The organism is Mesorhizobium sp. LSJC285A00 (assembly GCF_000503155.1).
Lineage (GTDB): Bacteria > Pseudomonadota > Alphaproteobacteria > Rhizobiales > Rhizobiaceae > Mesorhizobium.
In genome coordinates this window covers 76512-100159 of the sequence record NZ_AYVK01000010.1, presented here as the reverse complement: position 1 = coordinate 100159, position 23648 = coordinate 76512, and the positions used below count along the sequence as shown (strand labels likewise).

At 62.2% G+C, this 23648-nt stretch carries 20 protein-coding genes; 11 read left to right on the top strand and 9 right to left on the bottom strand.

Features of this window, described 5'->3' with window-relative positions; translation table 11 throughout:
* Positions 1–9 precede the first annotated feature (9 nt).
* The 5 genes from X726_RS157705 to X726_RS157720 form a co-directional block, all read right to left on the bottom strand.
* Positions 10–1149, bottom strand: a complete 1140-nt coding sequence (locus X726_RS157705; RefSeq protein WP_023669324.1) for an ABC transporter ATP-binding protein — start codon at positions 1147–1149, stop codon at positions 10–12.
* Between the two features lie 83 nt (positions 1150–1232).
* Positions 1233–2330: a polyamine ABC transporter substrate-binding protein gene (locus tag X726_RS157710; protein ID WP_023669323.1), complete on the bottom strand. Its 1098-nt coding sequence runs from the start codon at positions 2328–2330 to the stop codon at positions 1233–1235.
* A gap of 426 nt (positions 2331–2756) precedes the next feature.
* Complete coding sequence (locus X726_RS157715) at positions 2757–3710, bottom strand: DMT family transporter (protein WP_023669322.1); 954 nt, start codon at positions 3708–3710, stop codon at positions 2757–2759.
* Between the two features lie 81 nt (positions 3711–3791).
* On the bottom strand, positions 3792–4772 hold the full coding sequence (locus tag X726_RS0134955) for a DUF2167 domain-containing protein (RefSeq protein WP_084630699.1): 981 nt from the start codon (positions 4770–4772) through the stop codon (positions 3792–3794).
* Between the two features lie 150 nt (positions 4773–4922).
* Entirely contained in the window at positions 4923–6350 is a 1428-nt protein-coding gene (locus X726_RS157720; protein WP_023669320.1) for a helix-turn-helix domain-containing protein, read from the bottom strand.
* A 249-nt stretch (positions 6351–6599) separates the two neighbouring features.
* Here X726_RS157720 and aceA point away from each other — a divergent pair, with 249 nt between their 5' ends.
* The 3 genes from aceA (at position 6600) to X726_RS157735 (ending at position 8922) form a co-directional block, all read left to right on the top strand.
* Positions 6600–7889, top strand: a complete 1290-nt coding sequence (aceA, locus tag X726_RS157725; RefSeq protein ID WP_023669319.1) for an isocitrate lyase — start codon at positions 6600–6602, stop codon at positions 7887–7889.
* A 52-nt stretch (positions 7890–7941) separates the two neighbouring features.
* On the top strand, positions 7942–8184 hold the full coding sequence (locus tag X726_RS157730; protein WP_023669318.1) for a hypothetical protein: 243 nt from the start codon (positions 7942–7944) through the stop codon (positions 8182–8184).
* A gap of 276 nt (positions 8185–8460) precedes the next feature.
* Positions 8461–8922 (top strand): response regulator, encoded by a 462-nt coding sequence (locus X726_RS157735; protein ID WP_023669317.1) that lies wholly within the window; start codon positions 8461–8463, stop codon positions 8920–8922.
* A 30-nt stretch (positions 8923–8952) separates the two neighbouring features.
* Here the strand turns inward: X726_RS157735 and X726_RS157740 are convergent, their stop codons facing one another.
* A complete protein-coding gene (locus X726_RS157740) occupies positions 8953–9654 on the bottom strand; it encodes an HAD family hydrolase (RefSeq protein WP_031214827.1) in 702 nt (233 codons plus the stop codon).
* A gap of 88 nt (positions 9655–9742) precedes the next feature.
* Between X726_RS157740 and X726_RS157745 the strand changes: the two genes are divergently transcribed.
* From X726_RS157745 to X726_RS157765, 5 genes are all read left to right on the top strand, one after another.
* On the top strand, positions 9743–10297 hold the full coding sequence (locus X726_RS157745; protein WP_023669315.1) for a hypothetical protein: 555 nt from the start codon (positions 9743–9745) through the stop codon (positions 10295–10297).
* A gap of 297 nt (positions 10298–10594) precedes the next feature.
* The gene (locus X726_RS157750) at positions 10595–11536 is read left to right on the top strand and encodes an ATP-grasp fold amidoligase family protein (RefSeq protein WP_023832755.1); all 942 of its coding nucleotides are present in this window, start codon (positions 10595–10597) and stop codon (positions 11534–11536) included.
* Positions 11537–11638: 102 nt separating this feature from the next.
* Positions 11639–13075, top strand: coding sequence for a glutamine synthetase family protein (locus X726_RS157755; RefSeq protein ID WP_023669313.1), 1437 nt, complete (start codon positions 11639–11641; stop codon positions 13073–13075).
* A gap of 120 nt (positions 13076–13195) precedes the next feature.
* On the top strand, positions 13196–14482 hold the full coding sequence (locus X726_RS157760) for an FAD-binding oxidoreductase (protein WP_023669312.1): 1287 nt from the start codon (positions 13196–13198) through the stop codon (positions 14480–14482).
* A gap of 275 nt (positions 14483–14757) precedes the next feature.
* Positions 14758–15603 (top strand): SH3 domain-containing protein, encoded by an 846-nt coding sequence (locus X726_RS157765; RefSeq protein ID WP_023669311.1) that lies wholly within the window; start codon positions 14758–14760, stop codon positions 15601–15603.
* Positions 15604–15624: 21 nt separating this feature from the next.
* Here X726_RS157765 and X726_RS157770 read toward each other — a convergent pair whose 3' ends face one another.
* The 3 genes from X726_RS157770 to X726_RS157780 form a co-directional block, all read right to left on the bottom strand.
* A complete protein-coding gene (locus X726_RS157770) occupies positions 15625–16920 on the bottom strand; it encodes a Mur ligase family protein (protein WP_023669310.1) in 1296 nt (431 codons plus the stop codon).
* Positions 16921–17005: 85 nt separating this feature from the next.
* Positions 17006–18301: a Mur ligase family protein gene (locus X726_RS157775; protein ID WP_023669309.1), complete on the bottom strand. Its 1296-nt coding sequence runs from the start codon at positions 18299–18301 to the stop codon at positions 17006–17008.
* Between the two features lie 179 nt (positions 18302–18480).
* A complete protein-coding gene (locus X726_RS157780; protein WP_031202922.1) occupies positions 18481–19227 on the bottom strand; it encodes an SDR family oxidoreductase in 747 nt (248 codons plus the stop codon).
* Between the two features lie 321 nt (positions 19228–19548).
* Between X726_RS157780 and zwf the strand changes: the two genes are divergently transcribed.
* The 3 genes from zwf (at position 19549) to edd (ending at position 23604) form a co-directional block, all read left to right on the top strand.
* Positions 19549–21018 carry a glucose-6-phosphate dehydrogenase gene (gene zwf / locus X726_RS157785; protein WP_023669307.1) on the top strand — a complete coding sequence of 490 codons (1470 nt, stop codon included), beginning with the start codon at positions 19549–19551 and terminating at the stop codon, positions 21016–21018.
* Positions 21000–21716: a 6-phosphogluconolactonase gene (pgl, locus tag X726_RS157790; protein ID WP_023669306.1), complete on the top strand. Its 717-nt coding sequence runs from the start codon at positions 21000–21002 to the stop codon at positions 21714–21716. The genes zwf and pgl overlap by 19 nt, the downstream gene beginning before the upstream one ends.
* A 64-nt stretch (positions 21717–21780) precedes the next feature.
* Positions 21781–23604, top strand: a complete 1824-nt coding sequence (edd, locus tag X726_RS157795) for a phosphogluconate dehydratase (protein WP_023669305.1) — start codon at positions 21781–21783, stop codon at positions 23602–23604.
* Positions 23605–23648: the final 44 nt, after the last annotated feature.

The window sequence follows — 23648 nt, the reverse complement described above, 5'->3', positions numbered from 1 at the left end:
GGCCGCCCCCTACCGTGTCAGCACGACGCCGGCATCCGGCCGGAAGGAGACCCAGGCGCGGTCGTTCCAGGTCAGCGGATCATCGGTGACGCGTGCAGCGTTGAGCGCGCTTGCCCTGATGATCTGGCCGTCATCCAGCCTGATGTGGTAGACGGTCATGTCGCCGAGATAGGCGACGTCGTAGACCTCGCCCTCAAGCGCATTGACTGCGTCGGCCGGTTTCTTCGACGACACCTTGATCTTCTCCGGCCTGATGGCGAAGACGATGTCGGAACCGGCCTTTGTATCGGTGCTGTTTTCGACGACGATCTGGGCCCCTGTCGCGCCGGTAATGCGCGTGGTGTTTGCCGCACGCTCGGCGACCTTGCCCTCGAACATGTTCACATTGCCGACGAAGTGGGCAACGAAGCGCGAACTGGGGGCTTCATAGACTTCCGCCGGCGTCGCCACCTGCATCACCTCGCCCTTGTCGATGATGGCGATGCGGTCGGCCATGGTCATCGCCTCTTCCTGGTCGTGGGTGACGACGACGAAAGTGAGCCCGAGATTTTGCTGCAGGTCCATCAGCTCGAACTGCGTTTCCTCGCGCAGCTTCTTGTCGAGCGCGCCGAGCGGCTCATCGAGCAGCAAGACTTTTGGCCGCTTGGCAACCGAGCGGGCGAGCGCGACGCGCTGGCGCTGGCCGCCCGACAATTGGTGCGGCTTGCGCTTGGCGAACTGCTCTAGCTTCACCAGCTTCAGCATCTCGGCGACGCGCTTTTCGATATCCGGTCCCGGCATGCCTTCCTGCTTGAGGCCGAAGGCAATGTTCTTTTCCACGCTCATATGCGGGAACAGCGCATAGGACTGGAACATCATGTTGACCGGGCGGCGGTAGGGCGGGATGCCGCGCAAGTCCTGGCCGTCGAGAAGGATACGGCCGGCGGTGGGCTCCTCGAAGCCGGCAAGCATCCGCAGCAACGTCGACTTTCCGCAGCCCGACGCGCCGAGCAGGGCGAAGAACTCGCGCTCGAAAATGGTCAGCGACAGATTGTTGACGGCGGTGAAGTCACCGAACTTCTTGGTGACGTTCTCGAATTGGATATATGGCTTGGCGTTCGGGTCGTTCCATGGCGCGAAATCCCTGCGGATGCTGCCAAGCGATTTCATGTCCCACTCCGTCCTATTTTTTTGCTTCTTGCCCCAGAGAAGAATGGTCCCGGCAGGTGGCTGCCGGGACCATGTCGCATTGCTTACTGGCCGGTGACGATCTTGGTCCAGCTGCGCGTGATCAGGCGCTGGGTCTTGGGATCGTAGGGCTGGACCGTATAGAGCTTTTTCAAGGTCTCGGCGTCCGGATAGACCGCCGGATCATCCAGCAGCGCCTTGTCGACGAACTGCTGCGAAGCCTTGTTGCCGTTGGCGTACAGCACATAGTTGGACGACTTGGCGATCACTTCCGGCTTCATCATGTAGTTGAGAAATTCGAGTGCCTCGGCGGCATGCGGCGCATCGGCGGGAATCGCCATCTGGTCGAACCACATCTGGGCGCCTTCCTTGGGCACGGAATAGCCGATCTCGACGCCTTGCTTGGCCTCGACCGCGCGGTTGCGCGCCTGGAAGACGTCACCCGACCAGCCGACCGCCAGGCAGATGTCGCCGTTGGCGAGCGCGTTGATGTATTCGGACGAATGGAATTTGCGGATATACGGACGCACCTTCAGCAACGTCTCCTCGGCCTTTGCGATGTCGTCAGGTGAGGTGCTGTTCGGATCGAGGCCGAGGTATTTGAGCGCCGCCGGGATGATGTCGGCCGGCGAGTCCAGCACATAGACGCCGCAGTCCTTCAGCTTGGCCAGGCTGTCGGGATTGAAGAACACATCCCAGCTGTCGATCTTGTCGGTGCCGAGTGCTGCCTGCACCTTCTTGATGTTGTAGCCGATGCCGACGGTGCCCCACATGTAATTGATCGAGTATTCATTGCCGGGATCGTATTTGGCGGTCCGCTCCGAAACCGTGTCCCACATGTTGGAAATGTTGGGCAGCTTCGACTTGTCGAGCTTCTGGAACACGCCGGCCTGGATCTGGCGCGCCAGGAAGTTGCCGCTGGGCACGACGACGTCATAGCCGCTGCCGCCGGCAAGCAGCTTGGTTTCGAGGATTTCATTGGAATCGAAGGTGTCGTAGACGACCTTGATGCCGGTCTCCTTGGTGAAGTCGTCAATGATCGAACTGTCGATGTAATCCGACCAGTTGAAGACGTTGACGACGCGATCCTCGGCATGGCCGCCGACGGCGAAAAGCGTCAGAAATGCCGAGGTTGCCGAAAGCCAGAGCGCTTTGCGGATCATGCTGTTCTCCTTTGATGAGTGTTCCTTCGCCAAGTCGTCGCTGTTCGAGCGCGATTGGGCATTTGCTTCAGAGTATTGAGCTTTCCGGGCAGCCACAAGCGTGAACTGCCGGCGCCATCCGGGCGGTTCGACAAGCGGCAGATCATGGCTCTGTGTGCCCGCATGGCGGGCGCGCTGACGCAGTCAGAGGCTTTCGCCGTGGCGCGGGCAGGGATACGACGCTGTGGTCCGGTCTTGGTCCGACCGGCGGGGACACTTGGCAAGATAAGCCTGTCTTGTTGTTGCCGTGCCCCCAGCCTGCCCGTGCCGCAGCAAGGTTGTCAATGGCCCGCGCGGGGAAGCTCGGTCAATAGGGCGTGCGGCTTCGCTAATTGGGGAAAGACGGGCGTAATTACGGAAGACGGGCTCAACTAAGGGAAAGGCGGGTCAATTAGGCGATGGCAGGCCGGTGGTCCCCGGCCGTGCAGGCCTCGCCTGGCGCTTGAATTCAAGCCCGATATGGACGAGCAGCGCGGCGACCACCACCGCGCCGCCGATGATGGTGCGCACCGAGGGCACCTCGCCATGAACGAGCCAGACCCAGATCGGTCCGAGGATCGGCTCGAACGTGCCGAGGAGTGCTGCGATCGCCGCCGGAACCAGCCTCGCGCCGGTGGCGAAGAAGGCAAGGCCCAGGCCGAGATTGATAACGCCGAAGGCAAACAGGAAAGCCATGTCGTGGGTCGACGTGGCAAACTGCGTGGCTTGCGATGCGGCGAAAGCCGCTGCCAGCATCGTGCCGAGGCACGTCGCCGGCGTCATGCGCACATGGGCGAAGCGCCGGGTGATGACGGTGGCAATCGAGAACATGACGGCGATCAGCAGCGACAGCCCGTCGCCGATGGGCGATACGGCGCCGTCGAGCGATTCCGACACCATGATGGCGACGCCGGCGATGACGGCGGCGATCGCCACCCAGGTCGCGACGGCGACGCGTTCGCGAAACAGCACCCAGGCAAGCAATGCCGCCAGCAGCGGCACACCGGCCTGCATCAACAGGATATTGGCAACGGTGGTGTAGGCGAGCGCGACAACGAAGCACGTCGACGCCGTGGCGAAACAGACGGCCACGGCAAGGCCGGGCAGGCCCATGTCGCGAAACAGCCGCAACATGCCGCGCCAGCCGTCGCGCCAGGCCATGAAGCAAATCAGGAACACAGCCGCCCACAGCGAGCGCCAGAACACCACCGTCCAACTGTCAGCGGTGTCGATGAAGCGGGCGATGGTGCCGCCAAAGCTCCACATCAGCGCCGACAGGAACACCAGCAGCAAGCCGACCCGCTCTTCGCGCGGCGAGACGATCGGCGGTGCGGCGATTGGAGAAGATGCGGTATCGGTCATGGGGTGCGACTGTCGGCTATCTCGGGGTGGCATGATGCACAATGGACGACAGAAACGTGCCGTATTCGCCTAGCGCATAGGCTACCGCTGGACGTGACCCAGCCCGGCATTCCCTTTGGCGCACCGCCAACCGGCAGCCATACGGGCAAACACCGCCGTTTCTAGGACATTGCCCTTGTTGCCGCGGATAAAGCGCCAGAGACCGGCCAACGGCACCAGCAGCAGAATGCCGAACTTTTTCAGGGCGATGAGCGCGACTGCAATCAGGCCGGCCTTTGCCGCGAGTTTTCCGGCGATGAGGCCGCCAATGCCAACCGCGGCGACCGTGTCGGTGCCTGGCAGAAAATCGGTGTATTTCTTGCCGGTGTTGAAGTCCGCCACGCCCAGCACTTCGTCCAGGCTCTGCTTGATCTCCGGCAATTGTTCGACCGTAGCGATGTAGCTCATCACGAAGACGCCTTCCCGGCCGAGGAAACGGACGTCGTAATTGAGCGTGTGGACGGTATCGTCTCCGAACTGCAGTTCCTTGGCCCAGTGCAGCCGCTTGTGGACGAAATCATAGACCGGCGGCGAGGCCCAGCCGATCAGCTTGATCGGGGGAAAGCCGTCCTTCACCCGCTGATCGTTGGCCGACAATGTGTCCGCCTGCATGCTGCTCAGCAATTCGGTGTAGTCGATGGATGCGGCGTCGGCGTCATCGACATGGCCGATCTTTTCATAGCGCAATTCGATGCCCCAACCGTTGCCGGCGATGGGCTCGTACTTGGCCGGGAAGATCATGCCGATTGCTTCGGACGCGGTATCAGGCGGATTGCCCCAGGCCTCGGTCAGGACGGACGTCGCGTCCTTCTTGCCCAGAAAATAGAACTTGTCCTTGAGATCGAGATGGATGCCTTCGGGAAGGTCGACCGCGCCGGTCTTTGGATCGATTTTGTCCAGGAATGCCTTGCCGTCGTCACTATACTGTTGATAGTCCTTGAAGAATTCCGAGGATTTTTCTGCCAGAACAGGCCCCGCCAAAAGGGCAAGCGCCACGCCAAGCCACAAAGCTTTCCTGTTCATAAGCCGTCCCCCCCTTGGCTGCCCTGCGGCTCACCTTTCGATAGCGCAGCGCCGATGCTTAATCAATATTTGGTTCGGCGGTGGTTCGGGCCGCACTCTATTGCTTAAGGCCAATAGCTCCAGTCTTCCGGGACGGCCAGCTCGAGAGCATCACTGGAAATCGAAAGCGCTCAGGCCCGTCACCATCTCGTCGAGGCCCAGCGGACGGGTCACCGGCGGCTCGGCGCGGGCGAGGCAGCCGATGCGTTCGCACAGCCGGCAAGCAGGACCGACCGGCGTGGCGGCGCCCTGTCCGGCCTTTGCCGGCAGCCCGGCGCCATAGACGATCTCGTCGCGAAAGCCGATATCGCAGCCCAACAGCAGCGCGGTGCGGCGCGGACGCTCGGAGAACGAACCCTGCGGCCCTTCGAGCGTGCGTGCGATGCAGAGGAACTCGGCGCCGTCGGGCATTTCCACCGCCTCGACCAGTATCTGGCCAGGCGAAGCGAAAGCGGCATGGACCGGCAGTTTCGGGCAGCCGCCGCCAAAGCGGCTTTGCGGAAAGCCCTGGCCGCCGGCCTTGCGGAAGCGGTTGCCGGCATTGTCGACCTCGAGCATGAAGAACGGCACTCCGGACAAGCCAGGGCGCTGCAGCATGGTCAGGCGGTTCGCCGCCTGTTCGAAGGAGACGCCGAAACGCGAGCGCAGCACATCGATGTCGTAACGAGCCCGCACGGCGGCGGCATGAAATGCCTGATAGGGCATCATCAAGGCATTGGCGGCGTAGCGGCCGAACTCGAAGCGGGCGAGCCGACGGGCTTCGTCCGTACCGAGCTTCAGCGTCTGAATTTCGCCGGCGACAGCGACCGTCATGCGGATCAGGCAGGCCTCCATGGCGACTTCGCGCAACTGGTCGAACGGCGACAGCCGCTCCGATAGAAAAAGACGCTGCGAATGACGGTCATAACGGCGGCGCCAGTTCGGCATGGTGGCGACCGGCAGCACCTTGACGACGATGCCATACTCGCGCTTCAGCCACGCCTTCAGCGCGCCGAACAGATCGTCGCCGGGGTCGAGCATCGAGGTGAAGGCCTCGGCCTCCTCCTCCAGTGCTGCAAAATGGTTCGGCCGGCGCTCGAAAATCTCGTGCACTTCGTCGATCGGCAGCCGCGCACCGGACAGCGCCGTGGCGCGGCCCTCGCGCGCCAGAAGCTCGTTGAGATCGGACAGCCGCTCGGCCTGCTCGCGGTAAGCGCGAAACAGTTTTATCATCGCAGCCGATGCATTGGGGGCGGCCTCGGCCAGTTCGATCAGTTCCTGGTCGCCCGGCAGCTCACCGGCAAGCAGCGGGTCGCCGAACACTTCCTTCAAGGCCGAGATCGACCCTCTCGCCTCACCCTGCAATTCATGCGGGTCGACCTTGTAGACAGAGGCCAGCTTCAGGATCAGCTGCACCGTCAGCGGCCGCTGGTTGCGCTCGATCAGGTTGAGATAGGACGGCGAGATGCCGAGCCCCTCGGCCATCGCCGTCTGGGTCAGGCCTTTGGCGATGCGGATGCGGCGGATGCGCGGCCCGGCGAATATCTTCTGGTCGGCCATCGGCTTTCCTTGACAGGAATTTACACGACTTGCGAGCGATGAACGGCGCACCATCTTTTTACAATCATGACAGATTTACAGCGGCAAGCAGTCAAACACAACACAGGTTTTCTCTTATTTTCTACCGGAAATGGCGGTTTTCCTCGCTCTCGTCGCGGCGCAATGTAAATGATGTCACACACAGACGACGCACACCATCCCAGGGCGCGGCGTTTCAAGACACTGGCATCGATTGATCTGGAGTGACCAATGACTGATTTTTACAATCTTGTCCCATCCGCGCCCGAAGGCCGCTTCGACGGCATCGAACGAGCCTATTCGCCGGACGATGTGAAGCGGCTGCGCGGGTCGGTCCAGATACGCCAGAGTCTTGCCGAAATGGGCGCCAACCGGCTGTGGAAGCTCATCCACGAGGAAGACTTCGTCAATGCACTCGGCGCCATGTCGGGCAACCAGGCGATGCAGCAGGTGCGTGCCGGGCTGAAGGCAATCTATCTCTCGGGCTGGCAGGTCGCCGCCGACGCCAACACCGCGTCGGCCATGTATCCGGACCAGTCGCTCTATCCCGCCAATGCGGCGCCCGAACTGGTCAAGCGCATCAACCGCACGCTGCAGCGCGCCGATCAGATCGAGACCTCGGAAGGCAACGGCCTGTCGGTCGACACCTGGTTCGCGCCGATCGTCGCCGATGCCGAGGCCGGCTTCGGCGGACCGCTCAACGCCTTCGAGATCATGAAGGCGTTCATCGAGGCGGGCGCTGCCGGCGTCCACTATGAGGACCAGCTGGCCTCTGAGAAGAAGTGCGGCCATCTCGGCGGCAAAGTGCTGATCCCGACCGCTGCGCATATCCGCAACCTCAACGCGGCGCGTCTGGCGGCCGACGTGATGGGCACGCCGACGCTAGTCGTGGCACGCACCGATGCGGAAGCGGCAAAGCTTCTGACCTCCGACATTGACGAGCGCGACCAGCCTTTCGTCGACTACGATGCCGGCCGCACGGTTGAAGGCTTCTACCAGGTCAGGAACGGCATCGAACCGTGCATCGCGCGCGCCATTGCCTATGCGCCGCATGCCGACCTGATCTGGTGCGAAACATCCAAGCCCGATCTGGCGCAGGCCAAGAAATTCGCCGAAGGCGTGCGCAGGCATCATCCGGGCAAGCTGCTCGCCTATAATTGCTCGCCGTCGTTCAACTGGAAGAAGAACCTCGACGACGCGACGATCGCCAAGTTCCAGCGCGAGCTCGGCGCCATGGGCTACAAGTTCCAGTTCATCACATTGGCCGGGTTCCACCAGCTCAATTTCGGCATGTTCGAGCTGGCCCGCGGCTACAAGGCGCGGCAGATGGCGGCCTATTCCGAGTTGCAGGAAGCCGAGTTCGCGGCCGAAGTCCACGGCTACACCGCGACCAAGCACCAGCGCGAGGTCGGCACCGGCTATTTCGACGCCGTCTCAATGGCGATCAGCGGCGGCCAGTCCTCGACCGCCGCCATGCATGAATCGACTGAGCACGCCCAGTTCAAGCCGGCAGCGGAATGAACCGATTGACATAACCAACAGAGGAAACGCCCGAAGGGCAAGGGAGAAGAAAATGGCATCCATAAGCCGCGTCAAGGAACGTGCAGAAGAGCAGTCCACCACGATGAGTGTCGACCAACAGGCGACCATCCGCATGCTGGCCAACGACCTGCACCGGCTCAATCAATCGGTGATGAAGGCAGTGGAGGCCGGCGTCTCGGTGGAACTGGTGCGCTCGGCCCGGCATCATGGTGGCGACGGCAATTGGGGCGACCTGCTGATCCCGGTGATCGTCACGCAGAAGAGTCACGGCTGATCTTCCTTAACGGAAGCTTTGTGCTTGTGGAACCTATGGGCCCCGCCGCTCACTGGCCGATTTCAACGTCACCCGCGGGTTTTCAGCGCGGGTGACTTTCGCTTTTGAGCGTAAACTTAACTACAGTTCGAAAACAGACCTTGTCTCCGGGTTTTAATATTTCCGGCTATATTTCGCAGGTCCGTCATTTCAGCTTGACATGGCGGGCGATCTCACGCCAATTGGCTCTCGGATTTCAACCCTGCATTGAAGCAGCGCCGAGTGCCCGCCCCGCCCATGTGCCCTGTGAACCGCGAGACCGACACCGCCAAACATCTGAATTCGTCAAGCAGGGACGCGAACTCCGAGATATCAACGGATTTCTCCCACGTGCTGGTCGTTGGAAAATCGCCGATCAACCGGGTGGTGGTGTCGAAGATCGTCGAGAAGTCCGGACTGAAGCCGATCTCCGAGTCGCCCGAAATGGCGGCCAAGACATTGCGAACCCTCATTCCGGGCGCCGTCGTTCTCGATGGCGGCCCCGACAACGAGGACTGCCGCGCGCTGATGGCGGCCATCGACGCCTTGCGGCGGACATCTGGGCGGTCGCTCCCCAAGGTGATCCTGCTTTCAACCAAGACCGGCACGCCCGACAGCCTGGGCCTGTCGAGCGTGGTCGATGTGGTGGTAACCAAGCCGATCACCACCGAAAGGCTACAGCCGGTGGTCGACCGGCTGATCAGTCTCGGGCGCGGCTGATCGCAATCCGCCCGAACGCGTGCGGGGCGGTCAGCCTTCCTTGCCGATGCTCTCGATCAAAGCCGGCAGTTCGCCAAGATCGACAATCTGGCGGAAGCGCGGTGCTGCCATCGGCGGTTCGACATGTTCGAGCACCCAGGTCAGTTCGTGCGGGATGTACACACCCCAGCTCCCGGCCTCGAGGGCCGGCACCACGTCCGACTTGAGCGAATTGCCGACCATCATGCTGGTCTGCGGGCTGCCGTGACGGCCAAAGATCCTGGCATAGGTGGCGGCGCTCTTGTCGCTGACGATCTCGACGGCATCGAACAGGTCGCCAAGGCCGGACGCCGCCAGCTTGCGCTCCTGGTCGAACAGATCGCCCTTGGTGATCAGCACCAGATGGTAGGCGCCGGCGAGCCTTTCCACGGTCTCACGCGCATGCGGCAACGCCTCGACAGGATGGCCGAGCATATCGCGGCCGGCAGCCAGGATTTCGGCGATGGTCGAGGCCGGAACGCGGCCCTCGGTCACGTCGATCGCAGTCTCGATCATCGACAAGGTAAAGCCCTTGATGCCGAAGCCGTAGACGGCGAGGTTGCGCTTCTCGGCCTCCAGCAGCCGCGCCGAGATGTGCTCGGCCTCGCCATGATCGGCGAGCAGGGCTGCAAAGTGCTTCTCGGTCAGGCGGAAGAACTGTTCGTTCTGCCACAGCGTGTCGTCGGCGTCGAAGCCGATGGTGGTCAGGGGCATGGTCGACTGTCCCGTTTCAAGTGAAGGCAGTGATGTAGACGTTGTCGCCGCGCACTGCTAGCTACGGCAAGGGGAATGGTGGGCAACAATGCCGGAATTGGGCGCCTGGAAGCGTGAACTGGAGCAAATTCTGAGCTCCTTGCCAGGTCGCGCTCCGACCGAACTCATAAATGCCATCCGAGATCTTGGCATCGCCATGGGACACGATACCGGCGAGGCGTTGCTTGAAACCTACCCGGAGATCCTTTCGCACCGACCGGCGCTGACCGCCGCATTCGGCAAGATGGTGCAGGCGCAAGATGCCGCCGAGATCAGGCAGATGCTGGATCAGGACCTGAGCGGTCCGGCATCGTTCAGACAGATCGCAGCGGGGAAAACAAGCATCGGCGTGCTGTCATCAAAGGATGCCTATAACCGCCTCGACGAAGTCTTCGATCATGTCGATTTCAATAATTGCCGCCGCGCTGTCATGGTCGGCTGCGGCGGGCGACCGTTCACCATGTTCCGTATTCACGACCAGACAACTGTCCCTGAGATCATCGGCCTCGACATCGTTCCCGAAGCCGTCGAAACGGCAAACAGGCTCGCCGCCAAGCTCAGCTATGCGCGCATGCGGGCCGAGCTGCGACGGATGCGATTATGATTACAGCGACGCTCAGGTTGTCTATGTCGCGAGCATGGTTTCGCCTAAGGCAGCTGTCGTGTCTCGTATCGCCGATACCGCGGCCGAGACTGTGCAGATGGTTTTGTGGGAGCCTGTTTCGCTAGGCAGGCTTTGGGCTGAAAATGCGGAACGCACACTTGACCCTCGGCTAGAGGTCATCGGCCGCACGAGCATCTCGCGAAACATGACCAGAGACGTGTTCGTCGCCCGACGAGACGGTTCATCTTCGACCCGGCAGCTGGGCTGATCGTGTCGGCTCTTGGAAAGAGCGATCGAGTGATCCTCGCCCTGGCGCGGGCATGGTGCCTGGTGCGCCATCCCATGATTTGCAAACGCACATTCGACCATAGCGGCATGCTGCCGGATCCGGCGAGACCGGCTTCCTATGCAGACAAGTTCCTGTGGCGAAAGCTTTTCGATCACAATCCGTTTTTCACGACAGCTTGCGACAAGCTCGCCTCGAAAACCTACGCTTTGTCCACCTGCCCCGAACTAAAGACTGCCGAGGTCCTATGGTCCGGGGAAGACGCAACAAAGATTCCGGCGGAGGTTCTTGCCGGCAATGTCATGGTGAAGGCCAATCATGGCTGCCGCTGGAACATGATGGTGCGCAACGGTGAGGTGGACAGAGCCAGGCTGCGCCGGCGTACAGCTCGCTGGATGCGCCGTCGCTACGGCAGGAAATTCGGCGAATGGGGCTACAAGTACGCCAGCAGGCGCATCCTTGTGGAAGAGATGCTCCTTCAGGACAGTCAGCCTGTCGCTTTGGAGTACAAATTCCACGTGTCCAACGGGACGACGGCCTATGTCTATGCCGCACGTCGGGATGAGCACGGCAACGAACAGAAATGTCATTTCGACCGGGACGGAACCTATGCGCCGCCACCGCCAGGCAGCGGCCCCCAGTGGGTCCGGATCGACCTGCCGGCATCCTTCCCGCGCATGCTTGCCATCGCCGAGCGGCTGACCGTGCCGTTCGATCACATGCGTTGCGATTTCTACGAAATCGACGGCGCGATCTTCTTTTCCGAATTCTCGGTCTATCCGCTATCCGGCAAAGGCATCATCAACACAAGGCTCAGGGATCTGTGCGCAGACAGCTGGGACCTCAGCCAATCCTGGTTCCTGACCGCGCCGCAAAGCGGATGGCGCAGGCTCTATGCCGGTGCCTTGCGCAGATGGCTGGATGCAAATGCGCTGCCCGGCAAGGCCGTCTGACAGAGGCCGTCCAGCCTCGTTGCCGCACCTATCGGGCCGGCTCCCCTTCCCTTCCATCACCGGCAACAGCTATACTGTGATAATTGCAACCCAAACTGGTGAATGATGCCGCCTGCGAAAAAGGAAGTCCGTCCGTCGACCCGCGGAGGACGCGTCCGAACGCCTGCCTTCGTGAAAAATCAACGCGGCGTGAAGAACTGGAAGGAAGTCAGCGCTTGGCTGGAATGGCGCGGCATCGAAGACATAGAATGCATCACGCCTGATCAGGCTGGCGTCGCGCGCGGCAAGATGATGCCGTCGAAGAAATTCACTTCCAACACCTCGCTGGCGCTGCCATCGGCAGTGTTCATGACGACGATTTCGGGCGGCTATCCCGAGGATGGCAACGGTTTCCACTATCCGGAGGATGATGGCGACCTGAAGCTTATGCCGGATCTGTCGACGTTGACCGTCGTGCCGTGGGAAGAAGACCCGACGGCCGCCGTCATCTGCGACCTCGTCCATCAGGATGGCCGTTCGGTCGAGTTCACGCCGCGCAACGTCCTGAAGCGCGTGGTAGCAGCCTATGACAAGCGCGGGCTGAAGCCGGTGGTGGCGCCCGAGATCGAATTCTATCTGGTGCGCAAGAACCCCGACCCGGATTATCCGTTGACCCCACCCGTCGGGCGTTCCGGACGGGCAATCGGCGGCGGCGCCGGCTATTCGATCGCCGGCGTCAACGAGTTCGACGAACTGATCGACGACATCTACCATTTCTCCGAAAGCCAGGGCCTGGAGATCGACACGCTGATCCACGAGGAAGGCGCCGGCCAGCTCGAGATCAATCTGCGTCACGGCGATCCGGTCGAGCTCGCCGACCAGGTGTTCATGTTCAAACGCACCATCCGCGAGGCAGCGCTCAAGCATGAGATCTATGCCACCTTCATGGCCAAGCCGATCCAGGGCCAGCCAGGTTCTGCCATGCACATCCACCAGTCGATCATCGACAAGAAGACCGGGCTGAATATCTTTTCGGCGAAGGACGGCTCGGAAACCGACGACTTCTTCCATTTCATCGGCGGCATGCAGAAGCATGTGCCGAACGCGCTGGTGATGTTTGCCCCTTACGTCAATTCCTACCGCCGGCTGACGCAGTCGGCCTCGGCGCCGGTCAACAACAAATGGGGCTATGACAACCGCACCACGGCGTTCCGCGTGCCGCGCTCGGATCCGGCGGCGCGGCGTGTCGAAAACCGCATCCCGTCTTCCGACGCCAACCCCTATCTGGCGCTGGCGGCCTCACTTGCCTGCGGGCTGATCGGCATCACCAACAAGATCAAGGCCGAGCCTCCGGTGCTGACCACCGCAAACGCCGATGAGATCGACCTGCCGCGCGGCCTGCTCGAAGCCGTCGACCTGTTTGAGGGCGACGAGGAGCTGTGCGCCCTTTTGGGCAAGTCCTTTGCCGCAACCTATGCAGCGATCAAGCGGGCGGAGTTCGAGACCTTCATGGAAGTGATCAGCCCGTGGGAGCGGGAGTATCTGTTGCTCAACGTGTGAGCGGCGACTTCGTCGTGTGAATGGTGAATAGTGAATGGTGAGTAGTTTCATATTGGATGGATGAGCGCAGACGTCGTGCGTCTCGCAGCCATTCACCATTCACCATTGGCTGGTGTCCCCATGCCTTACCAATCACCTATCTCCCCCGGTCGCTCCTGGTACGAAGACACAGCCGGACCACGCCCTGAGTACCCTGCCCTGGACGGCGACCGCAGCTGCGACGTCGTCGTCGTCGGCGGTGGCTTCACCGGGCTGTCGGCGGCCGCTCATTTGGCCAAGGCGGGAGCCGACGTCGTTCTGATCGAGGCGCATCGCTTCGGCGACGGCGCTTCAGGGCGCAATGGCGGCCAACTCGGCACGGGCCAGCGCGCCTGGGCCGAAGAGATGGAGGCCGAATACGGCTTCTCCCGCGCCAAGGCGCTGTTCGACCTTGCCGAGGAGGCGAAAGCGCACCTGCTCGAATTCGCCGCCGTCAACCAGATCGACATCGACTATATGCCCGGCCAGTTGTCCGTGGCGCACAAGCCGCGTTATCTCGACGACTACAAGGCGCATGCCGAGATCATGGCGGGCCGCTTCAATTATCCGCACATCGCCTTCATGGATGCCAGGGAAACGGCCGAACGGCTGGGCTCCACACGCTACTTCGGCGGCACCCGCGACACCGGCACCGGACACATCCACCCGATGAAGCTGGTGATCGGCACGGCAAAGGTCGCGGCAGCGGCCGGCGCGCACCTGTTCGAGCAGACACTATCGACCGGTGTTACCTCCAGCGGCGGCAAGGTCAGGGTGACGACTTCGAGAGGAACCATCACCGCCCAGAAATGCCTGATCGGTGTAAATGCCTATGGCGGCACGCTCGAGCCGGTGAGTGCCGCGCACATCATGCCCATCGGTTCCTTCATCGGCGCGACGGTGCCGCTGGGCGTCCATTCGAAAGTGCTGCCGGGCGGCGAGGCGGTCGACGATTCGCGTTTCGTCGTGCGTTATTTCCGCAAATCCAGGGATGGAAGGCTGCTGTTCGGCGGGCGCGAGGTCTATGGCGTCAACGATCCGAAGGACATCCATGTCCATATCCGCCGGCAGATAGCCGAGCTTTATCCGGAACTGAGCGATGTCGAGATCACCCATGGCTGGGGCGGCTATGTCGGCATCACCATGCCCAGGAAACCGTTCGTGCGCGAGGTGATGCCCAATGTGATCTCGGCCGGAGGCTATTCCGGCCACGGCGTGATGCTGTCGAACTTCTTCGGCAAGCTCTATGCCCAGACCGTCGCCGGCAACCGCGACAGACTGAAGCTGATCGAGGACCTGAACATCCCGGCTTTCCCCGGCGGCCGGCGATTTAGAACGCCATTATTGTTCTTGGCACTGAACTGGTTTGCCCTGAGGGACCGAATATAGGGAAAGTATCTCATATCAGCCGTGGCTGGTACTGAGCTGATTCTATTGAGCTGTTGGTTGCCGCAGCGAGACGTTGCAGAATCCTTAACAAGAGCGCACAATTCCCCTGAGGGCGCACTGATGCCACAATCAAGGGCAAAGGATGCCGGTTCTGGGCGATTGAACGGGGATTTCTGCGGGCCTGCCCGCTTTGTTGTTGGGACCGATGCCGATCGAATGCCGGGCTGCCGGCGCCGATCGAAAGAACACCGGCTCATCTTTTGGAGGTGGCAAGAGTGAACGAGCCCTTCAGTTTCGGCGCGCCGGAACGTCGGCGCTTCGCCATGCAATTCGGTTATGACATGCGGCCCTCCTTCTGGCAGGGGGTGCGCACGAATTCGCATCTGGTGATCGCCGCGGTCGGCACCGCAGCGCTGCTTGGTGTGGCGGGCATAGCGCTTTGGCTGGCATTGCCGGCCAACGACCGGCAAGCGATCGCCAGCACACAGCAGAACGTTCCGACTTTTCCGGTCAAGACGACCAAGATTGCCCCGGTCGCGGCGACGGCTACCGCGGTAGCGGCGCCACAAGCCGCGCGCAAGGGCGACGCGGTTTCATCGACGGTCGCTGTGGGTGGGGCTGCGATGCCGCCGCTGTCGGCCAACGATCCGCGCTGGACTGCGGCGCAATCCAACAGCGACCCTGCCGCGACGCCATCCGATCAGGCGCCTGCCGAGCAGGCTGCCGCCAAACCGTCCGATGCCGCGGCATTCGAAGAACCGGCGGCCCAGGGCGACGCCACGACGCAGTTGTCAAAGGTCGCTGCTCCCGCCAATGACGACGACGCGGAAACCGCCGCCATACCGACGCCAAAACCGCAACTTCCAGACGAGCAATCTTCCGCCGCAACGAACGATACCCAGGCCAAGGCCAAGCCACAGAAGGTGGCTGCTGCCGCCGGCACCGGACGCATCCTCAGGACGGTGACAATGCGCAGCGGTCCGCAGAAAAACGCCGCCGCCATGGGGACCGTGCCCGCCAAGTCGTCGGTGCAGGTGGTGAGTTGCAAGAAATGGTGCCAGATCGTCTACAACGGCAAGCGCGGCTGGATCTACAAGAGCTACATCAAGACCGGGGCTTGAGACACAAGCCGCCAGATCTGGTCAGCCGCCGAGCAACCACCTGAAACGGTGTCTCCTGCGAGCAAGTTTGCGCTTCGCCAGGAAATCCCGGTGTTCCTCGAACGGCACCTCATAGAGGCCGCACATTTGGCAGCTTTCTGACCTGCCGCATAGCGGGGTCCAGCATTTCACATCGTGCGTCCAGGCGAGCGCGATCCTTTCCAGATGAAGGTTGGACGAACTTTTCAGCAGAATCAGTTCTCCTGGGACTGCCGTCTGTTTGATGTGATCCGAAACTTCCTTGGCAGTGCGAAGCTCAATGAAACGGCCGCTGTCGCGGTCGGCCTGGCTGGCGCGCGAGCGATGCGCATTGTCGCCGGTATAAATGACCTCATCGGCGATTTCGCGCGCGATGTTGTAGGCGGCGCCGTATTTCCTCGACGAGCCGGCGTAGTCGGATATCTGCCCAAGCACAATGCGCTTGCGAGCGGCCTTGGCCTTTGCAATCATCTCCAGAGCAATGTTGAGCGAATGCCAGGGCGCTTTGGCCGTATCGACCAGGAATTTCGGACCCGCGGATACCTCTTGCACCGTAGAGCGGTTGGGCAGTGGTGCAAACGATGCCGTTCTTGCTACGACTTGCTCTGGCGGGACGCCAAGTTCCAAGGCGGCGGCCATGGCCGCTGCAGTCGGCAGCCAGAATTGCTCGCCGGGAAAAGGCGCTTGAATATTCAGGCTGCCACCGCGCCAATGAAGGGTGAACCGCAGCAATTCCGGATACGCGGCATGCACGTCACTCACGCGGTAGTCTGCCTCGCCGGACTGGCCGAAGGTCGCAATCCGGCATTTCGCGCCAGACGCCATGCCGATCACCAGTGGGTCATCGCAATTGAGAACCGCAAGTCCATCAGGTTGGAGTGCCCCGACCAGCGCCCGCTTCTCTCCCGCCACAGCTTCCAGAGTCTTGAACTTGCCGAAATGCTCCAGACGGATCATCGTAACCACCGCCACACTCGGCTTCAGCATCTGCGCCATGGCGCTGATCGTGCCGAAGTCGGAAGCGCCGGCTTCGAAAACGACGTAATCGACTTTGCCGGCCTTCCTCAGGCGCTTGTAAAGCGTTCGGATGAGCGCAGGCATTGTATTGGCCTGGGCCTGTAGATGCACCTTGCCTTGGGCGGCCAGTATGTGTGCAAGCAGGCTGGTGGATGTGGATTTGCCGGAGCTGCCGGTAATGCCGATGAACGTCGCTTTGTTACGCGCCCGCACCCAGCGCGCCTGCAGCCGTCGCAGCGCCCAGCCCAAGTCCTTGCGAATTTTCAGCAATTCCAGTTTCACACCCCGCCAGCTTTTAGCCCAGCCTAATATGCGTCGTGCCAAGTTCCAGAGTCAAACGGGCGCTGGCGTGCTTCAGCCAAAGATTCTAGCGGCCGAGGAGCCGCAGCAGTCTGTGCTTGCGGCGCTTCGATTTTCTCTGCGCCACAAACTCACGGTGCTGCTCAAACGGCACTTCATAGAGGCCGCATTGCTCGCATCCCTCGGTCTTGCCGCATACCGAAACCCAGCACTGGACGTCGTGGGTCCAGGCAAGAGCGACACGCTCGAGGTGCAGATTGGACGAGCTCTTGAGCAGGATCAACTCGTCAGGCTGCGCGGTTTGGGCGATGTAGTCCGACACTTCCCTGGCCGTGCGCAATTCGATGAAGCGGCCGCTGTCGCGATCTGCCTGGTTCGCCTTGGAGCGATGGGCATGATCGCCGGCATAAATCACCTGGTCTGCAATCTCGCGCGCGCTGCTGTAGGCTTGGGCATATCTGTTATTCGAGCCGGAAAAATCCGATAGCTGGCCAAGAACGATACGTTTTCGCCCGAATGTCGATCCGGCTACCATGTCGAAGGCAAGGCTCAGCGAATGCCAGGGCGCCTTTGCGGCATCCACGATGAAGTCGGGGCCGCCCGCGGGGACGAGCACCTGGCCGCGATTTTCCAGAGGCTGGAACGTCGCGGTTCTGTCCTTGACCATCTGCGCAGGCACGCCCAGTTCAAGAGCGGATGCAACCGCCGCTGACGTCGGCAGCCAGAAATGCTCGCCGGGGAACGACGTCTCGATATCGAGCACACCGCCGCGCCAGTGGAGCGAGAACCGCAACGGCTTGGGATAGGCTGCCTCGATATCGCTGACGCGATAATCCGCCTGCTCCGATGTGCCGAATGTGACGGAACGGCAATAGCTCGCCGAGGCCATGCCCATCACAAGAGGGTCATCGGCATTGAGCATCGCGAAGCCGCCCGGCTCCAGCGCCGCGACTAGGGCGCTCTTTTCTCGAGCGACGTTTTCCACAGTCTTGAAACTGGCCCGATGCTCCAGCCGGACCATTGTGACAACAGCCACGTCGGGGCGAAGCAACTCGGCCATGGGCTTCATTGTATCCGGGCCGAATGCAGCAGCCTCGAAGACGACGTAGTCGGTTTTGCCGCCCTTTCCCATTCGCCTGGATAGGGTCGAGACCAACAGTTTCATAGTGTTGGCCAGAACCTGTGTGTGGACCGAACCCTGGCCAGCCAGGATGTGTCCAAGCAGGCTTCCCGCCGTCGTCTTGCCGGAGCTTCCGGTAACACCGATGAAAATTGCCTTGCTTCGCGCCCGCGCACGCTTGGCCAGGTAAAGCCGCAGCCGCCATCCCAGATCGTAGCGACTTTTCTGCTGCCTGATCTTCATCACCCGCCAACACTATCCACGATCCGTTATGCCTTTCGGGGGATCGAGAAGTCAAACTGGGGTCCGGCGTGACGACGTCAACTGTTCGTTCCTCGGCCGGCCGGCGCACCGATGCGAACTCTTGCCGACATTGCTCTGTCTGCCATGCATTGCGAACAGCGAGGTACTTCCCGAATTGCTCAAATGCAGCGGCCGCCGTCGACCTCCAGCGCCACACCGGTGATGAAGGCGGCTTCGTCCGACGCAAGCCAAAGCGCAGCGTTGGCGATATCGAGCGGCGTCGACAGACGGCCGAGCGGTATCGAGGCACGGAATTTCTCGCGGATCTCCGGCGTGTCAGTGCCCATGAATTTCTCCAGCATGCCGGTCTCGCCGGCGACCGGGCAAAGGCAGTTCACGCGGATGTTCTTGGGCGCGAGTTCGACCGCCATCGACTTGGTCGCGGTGATCGCCCAGCCCTTCGAGGCATTGTACCAGGTGAGCCCCGGCCGCGGCCGCAGACCGGCGGTCGAAGCCGTGGTCAGGATGACGCCGCCGCCCTGCCGCTCCATGATCGGCACCACGGCAAGTGCGGCGTGATAGATCGCCTTCATGTTGACTGAAGTGATCAGGTCGAAGGTCGCCTCGTCGACGTCGAGCATGTCGCCATTGCGGTGGGTGTAGCCGGCATTGTTGACCATGATATCGATGCGGCCGAAGGCGCTTTTTGCGGCATGGACCATCTCGTCGAATTCGGAACGCTGCGAAACGTCGGTCTGGGTCCAGATCGCGGCCTGGCCGATCTCTGCTGCAACGCGCTCCGCGCCCTTGGCGTTGAGGTCGGCGACGACGACCTTGGCGCCCTCTTCGGCAAAGCGCCTGGCCATGCCTTCGCCGAAACCTGACGCAGCACCCGTGATGACGGCAACCTTGTTTTCCAGACGCATGCTTTTTCCGCTCATTGAAGACCCACCTCGCAAGCGCATTTTCCTTTTTCTTTGATGCGTGTCTGTCTCCCAGAACCGCTTCGCACTTCTGGGCGACACGCATTAGCTTTCGTCACATTCCCGCTTTATGTTGCAGGCGCGAAAGCCCCGGGACCATCGCTTGACGAAAAGCCTCCGGGTGGCAGCCAGTGTCAAGGCACATTTGGAGCGAATCAATATGCAGTGATTTGGCCTCGATGTGACACCATGGCACTGGATAGTTTAAATCGATTAGATTATATCCTGCCGCGTCACAGCGAGCGGCGTCAAAGCGGACAGACCATGACCAGCCAGATCATTCCCGTCGAGCCTTTCGACTTCATCATTTTCGGTGGCACCGGCGACCTGTCGGAACGCAAGCTGCTGCCCTCGCTCTACCACCGCCAGCGCGACCACCAGTTTTCCGAGCCGACCCGCATCATCGGCACCTCGCGCTCCAAGATGAGCGACGAGGAATTCCAGGCTTTCGCCAAGCAGGCGATTTCCCAGCATGTTAAGCCGGCCGACATCGACGCCGAGGAACTCAAGACATTTCTTGCCCGGCTGTCCTACGTATCGGCCGACGCGACGACCGGTGCCGGCTTCGACAAGCTGAAAAAGGCGATCGGCGAAAGCGACCGCATCCGCGCTTTCTATCTGGCGGTGGCGCCGGCGCTGTTCGGCGACATCTCGCACCAGCTGAAAGCCCACAATCTCATCACGCCGAATTCACGCATCGTGCTGGAGAAGCCGATCGGCCGCGACCTCGATTCGGCGCGCAAGCTCAACGACGTGGTTGGAGACGACTTCCACGAAAGCCAGATCTTCCGCATCGACCACTATCTCGGAAAGGAGACGGTGCAGAACCTGATGGCGTTGCGCTTTGCCAACGCGCTCTATGAGCCGCTTTGGAATTCTGCCCATATCGACCATGTGCAGATCACGGTGGCCGAGACCGTCGGTCTTGAAGACCGCGTCACCTACTACGACAAGGCCGGCGCGCTGCGCGACATGGTGCAGAACCACATGCTGCAGCTGCTCTGCTTGGTTGCCATGGAGGCGCCATCGTCGATGGATGCCGATGCCGTGCGCGACGAGAAGCTGAAGGTGCTGCGGGCGCTGAAGCGCATCAACGGCAATGAGGCACCCAAGCACACCGTGCGCGGGCAGTACCGCGCCGGCGCCTCTGCAGGCGGCGCGGTGAAAGGCTATGTCGAGGAACTCGGCAAAGACAGCTCCACCGAGACCTTCGTCGCCATCAAGGCCGAGATCGGCAATTGGCGCTGGGCCGGCGTGCCGTTCTATCTCCGGACCGGCAAAAGGCTGGCGACCCGCGTTTCGGAAATCGTCATCGAGTTCAAGCCGATCCCGCATTCGATCTTCGGCGACAGCGCCGGGCCGATCTCAGCCAACCAACTGGTGATCCGGCTGCAGCCCGACGAAGGCGTCAAGCAGTTCATCATGATCAAGGATCCAGGCCCGGGCGGCATGCGGCTGCGCCAGATTCCGCTCGACATGAGCTTTGCAACATCTTTCGACGGTCGCGCGCCGGACGCCTATGAACGGCTGATCATGGATGTTATCCGCGGCAACCAGACGCTGTTCATGCGCCGCGACGAGGTCGAGGCGGCATGGAAGTGGATCGACCCGATCCAGAACGCCTGGGAAAGCGCCAGGCAGGAGGCGCAAGGCTATACGGCCGGCACATGGGGTCCCTCGGCCTCGATTGCGCTGATCGAACGCGACGGGCGGACATGGCACGAAAGCAATTGAGCGAGCCCGTCTATAACTGGAACGGCTTTGCCGGGCGCCAGGACCTGGCGGCAGCCCTTGCCGGCAATGTCGCGGCGCGCCTGACCAAGGCCATCGACGAGCGCGGCACGGCCCTGCTTGCCGTTTCCGGCGGCACCACGCCGGCAAAGTTCTTTGCAGCACTTTCGGCCATTCCGATCGCCTGGAACAAGGTGACGGTGACGCTGGTCGACGAACGGTTCGTGCCGGCCTCCTCGCCGCGCTCGAATGCGGGGCTGGTCGCGGCCAACCTGCTGCAGAACAAGGCGGCTGCCGCGCACTTCGTGCCGCTCTACCATGAGGCGGCAAGCATCGAGACCGCCGCGGCGGCCGACGATGCGGCGCTGAAGGCTCTGCCCTGGCCCCTCGATGTCGTCGTGCTCGGCATGGGCGGCGACGGCCACACCGCCTCGTTCTTTCCCGACGCCGAGAATCTCGGCGATTTGCTCGACCCGGCCTCATCAAGGATCGTGCTGCCGGTTCACGCGGCAAGCGCCGGCGAACCCCGGTTGACGCTGCCGCTGGCGCGGATCGTCGACGCCGGCTTCATCGCGCTGCATATAGAAGGCGAGGACAAGCGCACCGCCTTCGACGGTGCGATGGGACCGGGTGCGAAAAAGCCCATCCGCAAAGTGCTCGAAGCGGCACCCACCCCGGTAGAGGTGTTCTGGGCACCCTGATTTCACGCAAAGCAGTCCCGGCAGACGGTGGAGGACGTTCTTCCGGGGCTCGAAAGGACCGACCATGACAGCCAGACGCGACATCGAAGCCATCACGGAACGCATCCGCCAACGCTCGAAAGCCGGCCGCGAGCGCTATCTCGGCCGCATCGCCGAGGCCTCCAGCCGCACCGTCAACCGCAGCGTCCTGTCTTGCGGCAACCTCGCGCATGGCTTTGCCGTCTGCAGCCCGTCTGAAAAGCTGGCGCTCGGCGCCGACAAGGTGCCGAACCTCGGCATCATCACCTCCTACAATGACATGCTGTCGGCGCATCAGCCCTTCGAAACCTTCCCGGCGCTGATCAAGGAAGCCGCGAAGGAAGTTGGCGGCATCGCGCAAGTGGCCGGCGGCGTGCCCGCCATGTGCGACGGCGTGACCCAGGGACAGCCCGGCATGGAGCTGTCGCTGTTTTCGCGCGACGTCATCGCCATGTCGGCGGCGATCGGCCTGTCGCACAACATGTTCGACGCCGCCGTCTATCTCGGCGTCTGCGACAAGATCGTGCCGGGGCTGGTGATTGCAGCCCTCACCTTCGGCCATCTGCCGGCGGTGTTCGTGCCGGCCGGGCCGATGACGACGGGCCTGCCCAATGACGAGAAGGCCAAGGTTCGCCAGCTCTATGCCGAGGGCAAGGCCGGACGCGCAGAACTGCTCGAAGCGGAGTCCAAATCCTATCACGGGCCGGGCACCTGCACCTTCTATGGCACCGCCAATTCCAACCAGATGCTGATGGAGATCATGGGCCTGCATACGCCCGGCGCGTCCTTCGTCAATCCAGGCACGCCGCTGCGCGACGCGCTGACGCGCGAGGCGACCAGGCGAGCCCTGGCGATCACCGCGCTCGGCAACGCCTACACGCCGGTAGGCCGCATGATCGACGAGCGCTCTTTCGTCAATGGCGTCGTCGGCCTGCACGCCACCGGCGGCTCTACCAACCACACCATCCATCTCATCGCCATGGCCGCGGCGGCCGGCATCACGCTTACCTGGCAGGACATTTCCGACCTGTCGGAAGCGGTGCCGCTTCTCGCGCGCGTCTATCCGAACGGGCTTGCCGACGTGAACCATTTCCACGCCGCCGGCGGGCTTGGCTTCCTGATCCGCGAATTGCTCGACGAAGGCATCCTGCATGAGGATGTGCAGACGGTATGGGGCGAAGGCCTGAGGCCCTATGCGGTCGAGGCCCGGCTCGGCGAAGATGGCGGCGTCGTGCGTGAAGCCTCGCCGCTGCAGAGCGGCGACGAGAAGGTGCTGGCGCCGTTCAAGAAAGCCTTCCAGCCGACCGGTGGCCTGAAGGTGCTCGCCGGCAATCTCGGCCACGCCGTCATCAAGACGTCCGCCGTGAAGCCGGAACGCCGCGTCATCGAGGCGCCGGCCAAGGTGTTCGACAGCCAGCAGGGACTGAACGAAGCCTTCAAGGCCGGCACGCTGACCGGCGACTTCATCGCCGTCATCCGCTTCCAGGGCCCGAAGGCAAACGGCATGCCGGAACTGCACAAGCTGACCACCGTGCTCGGCATCCTGCAGGATCGTGGCCAGCGCGTCGCGCTGGTCACGGACGGGCGCATGTCTGGCGCTTCCGGCAAGGTGCCGGCGGCGATCCATGTAACGCCGGAAGCGGTCGAGGAAGGGCCGATCGCCAGGATCCATGACGGCGACATCATCCGGCTCGACGCCGATGCCGGCACGCTGGAAGTGCTGGTGCCGGGGCCCGAGCTCGCGCTGCGCCGCACGGCCGACATCGATCTCATCGGCAACGAGTTCGGTTTCGGCCGCGAGCTGTTCGCTGGTTTCCGCCAGTTGGTCGGCCGCGCCGACCACGGCGCCAGTGCTTTCGGCACGGCTTGAGGCATCATTGCCTATTTTGTAAAAAGGGCGGCTCGAGCTCGGTT

Bases quoted from the DNA above. Each gene is read 5' to 3' on its own strand.
- X726_RS157780 (WP_031202922.1), bottom strand. From the start codon at position 19,227: ATGCGTCTGGAAAACAAGGTTGCCGTCATCACGGGTGCTGCGTCAGGT.
- X726_RS157755 (WP_023669313.1), top strand. From the start codon at position 11,639: ATGATGCCGCCTGCGAAAAAGGAAGTCCGTCCGTCGACCCGCGGAGGA.
- X726_RS157720 (WP_023669320.1), bottom strand. From the start codon at position 6,350: ATGGCCGACCAGAAGATATTCGCCGGGCCGCGCATCCGCCGCATCCGC.
- pgl (WP_023669306.1), top strand. From the start codon at position 21,000: ATGGCACGAAAGCAATTGAGCGAGCCCGTCTATAACTGGAACGGCTTT.
- X726_RS0134955 (WP_084630699.1), bottom strand. From the start codon at position 4,772: ATGAACAGGAAAGCTTTGTGGCTTGGCGTGGCGCTTGCCCTTTTGGCG.
- X726_RS157745 (WP_023669315.1), top strand. From the start codon at position 9,743: ATGCCGGAATTGGGCGCCTGGAAGCGTGAACTGGAGCAAATTCTGAGC.
- X726_RS157715 (WP_023669322.1), bottom strand. From the start codon at position 3,710: ATGACCGATACCGCATCTTCTCCAATCGCCGCACCGCCGATCGTCTCG.
- aceA (WP_023669319.1), top strand. From the start codon at position 6,600: ATGACTGATTTTTACAATCTTGTCCCATCCGCGCCCGAAGGCCGCTTC.
- X726_RS157710 (WP_023669323.1), bottom strand. From the start codon at position 2,330: ATGATCCGCAAAGCGCTCTGGCTTTCGGCAACCTCGGCATTTCTGACG.
- edd (WP_023669305.1), top strand. From the start codon at position 21,781: ATGACAGCCAGACGCGACATCGAAGCCATCACGGAACGCATCCGCCAA.
- X726_RS157705 (WP_023669324.1), bottom strand. From the start codon at position 1,149: ATGAAATCGCTTGGCAGCATCCGCAGGGATTTCGCGCCATGGAACGAC.
- X726_RS157740 (WP_031214827.1), bottom strand. From the start codon at position 9,654: ATGCCCCTGACCACCATCGGCTTCGACGCCGACGACACGCTGTGGCAG.
- X726_RS157730 (WP_023669318.1), top strand. From the start codon at position 7,942: ATGGCATCCATAAGCCGCGTCAAGGAACGTGCAGAAGAGCAGTCCACC.
- zwf (WP_023669307.1), top strand. From the start codon at position 19,549: ATGACCAGCCAGATCATTCCCGTCGAGCCTTTCGACTTCATCATTTTC.
- X726_RS157775 (WP_023669309.1), bottom strand. From the start codon at position 18,301: ATGAAGATCAGGCAGCAGAAAAGTCGCTACGATCTGGGATGGCGGCTG.
- X726_RS157760 (WP_023669312.1), top strand. From the start codon at position 13,196: ATGCCTTACCAATCACCTATCTCCCCCGGTCGCTCCTGGTACGAAGAC.
- X726_RS157735 (WP_023669317.1), top strand. From the start codon at position 8,461: ATGTGCCCTGTGAACCGCGAGACCGACACCGCCAAACATCTGAATTCG.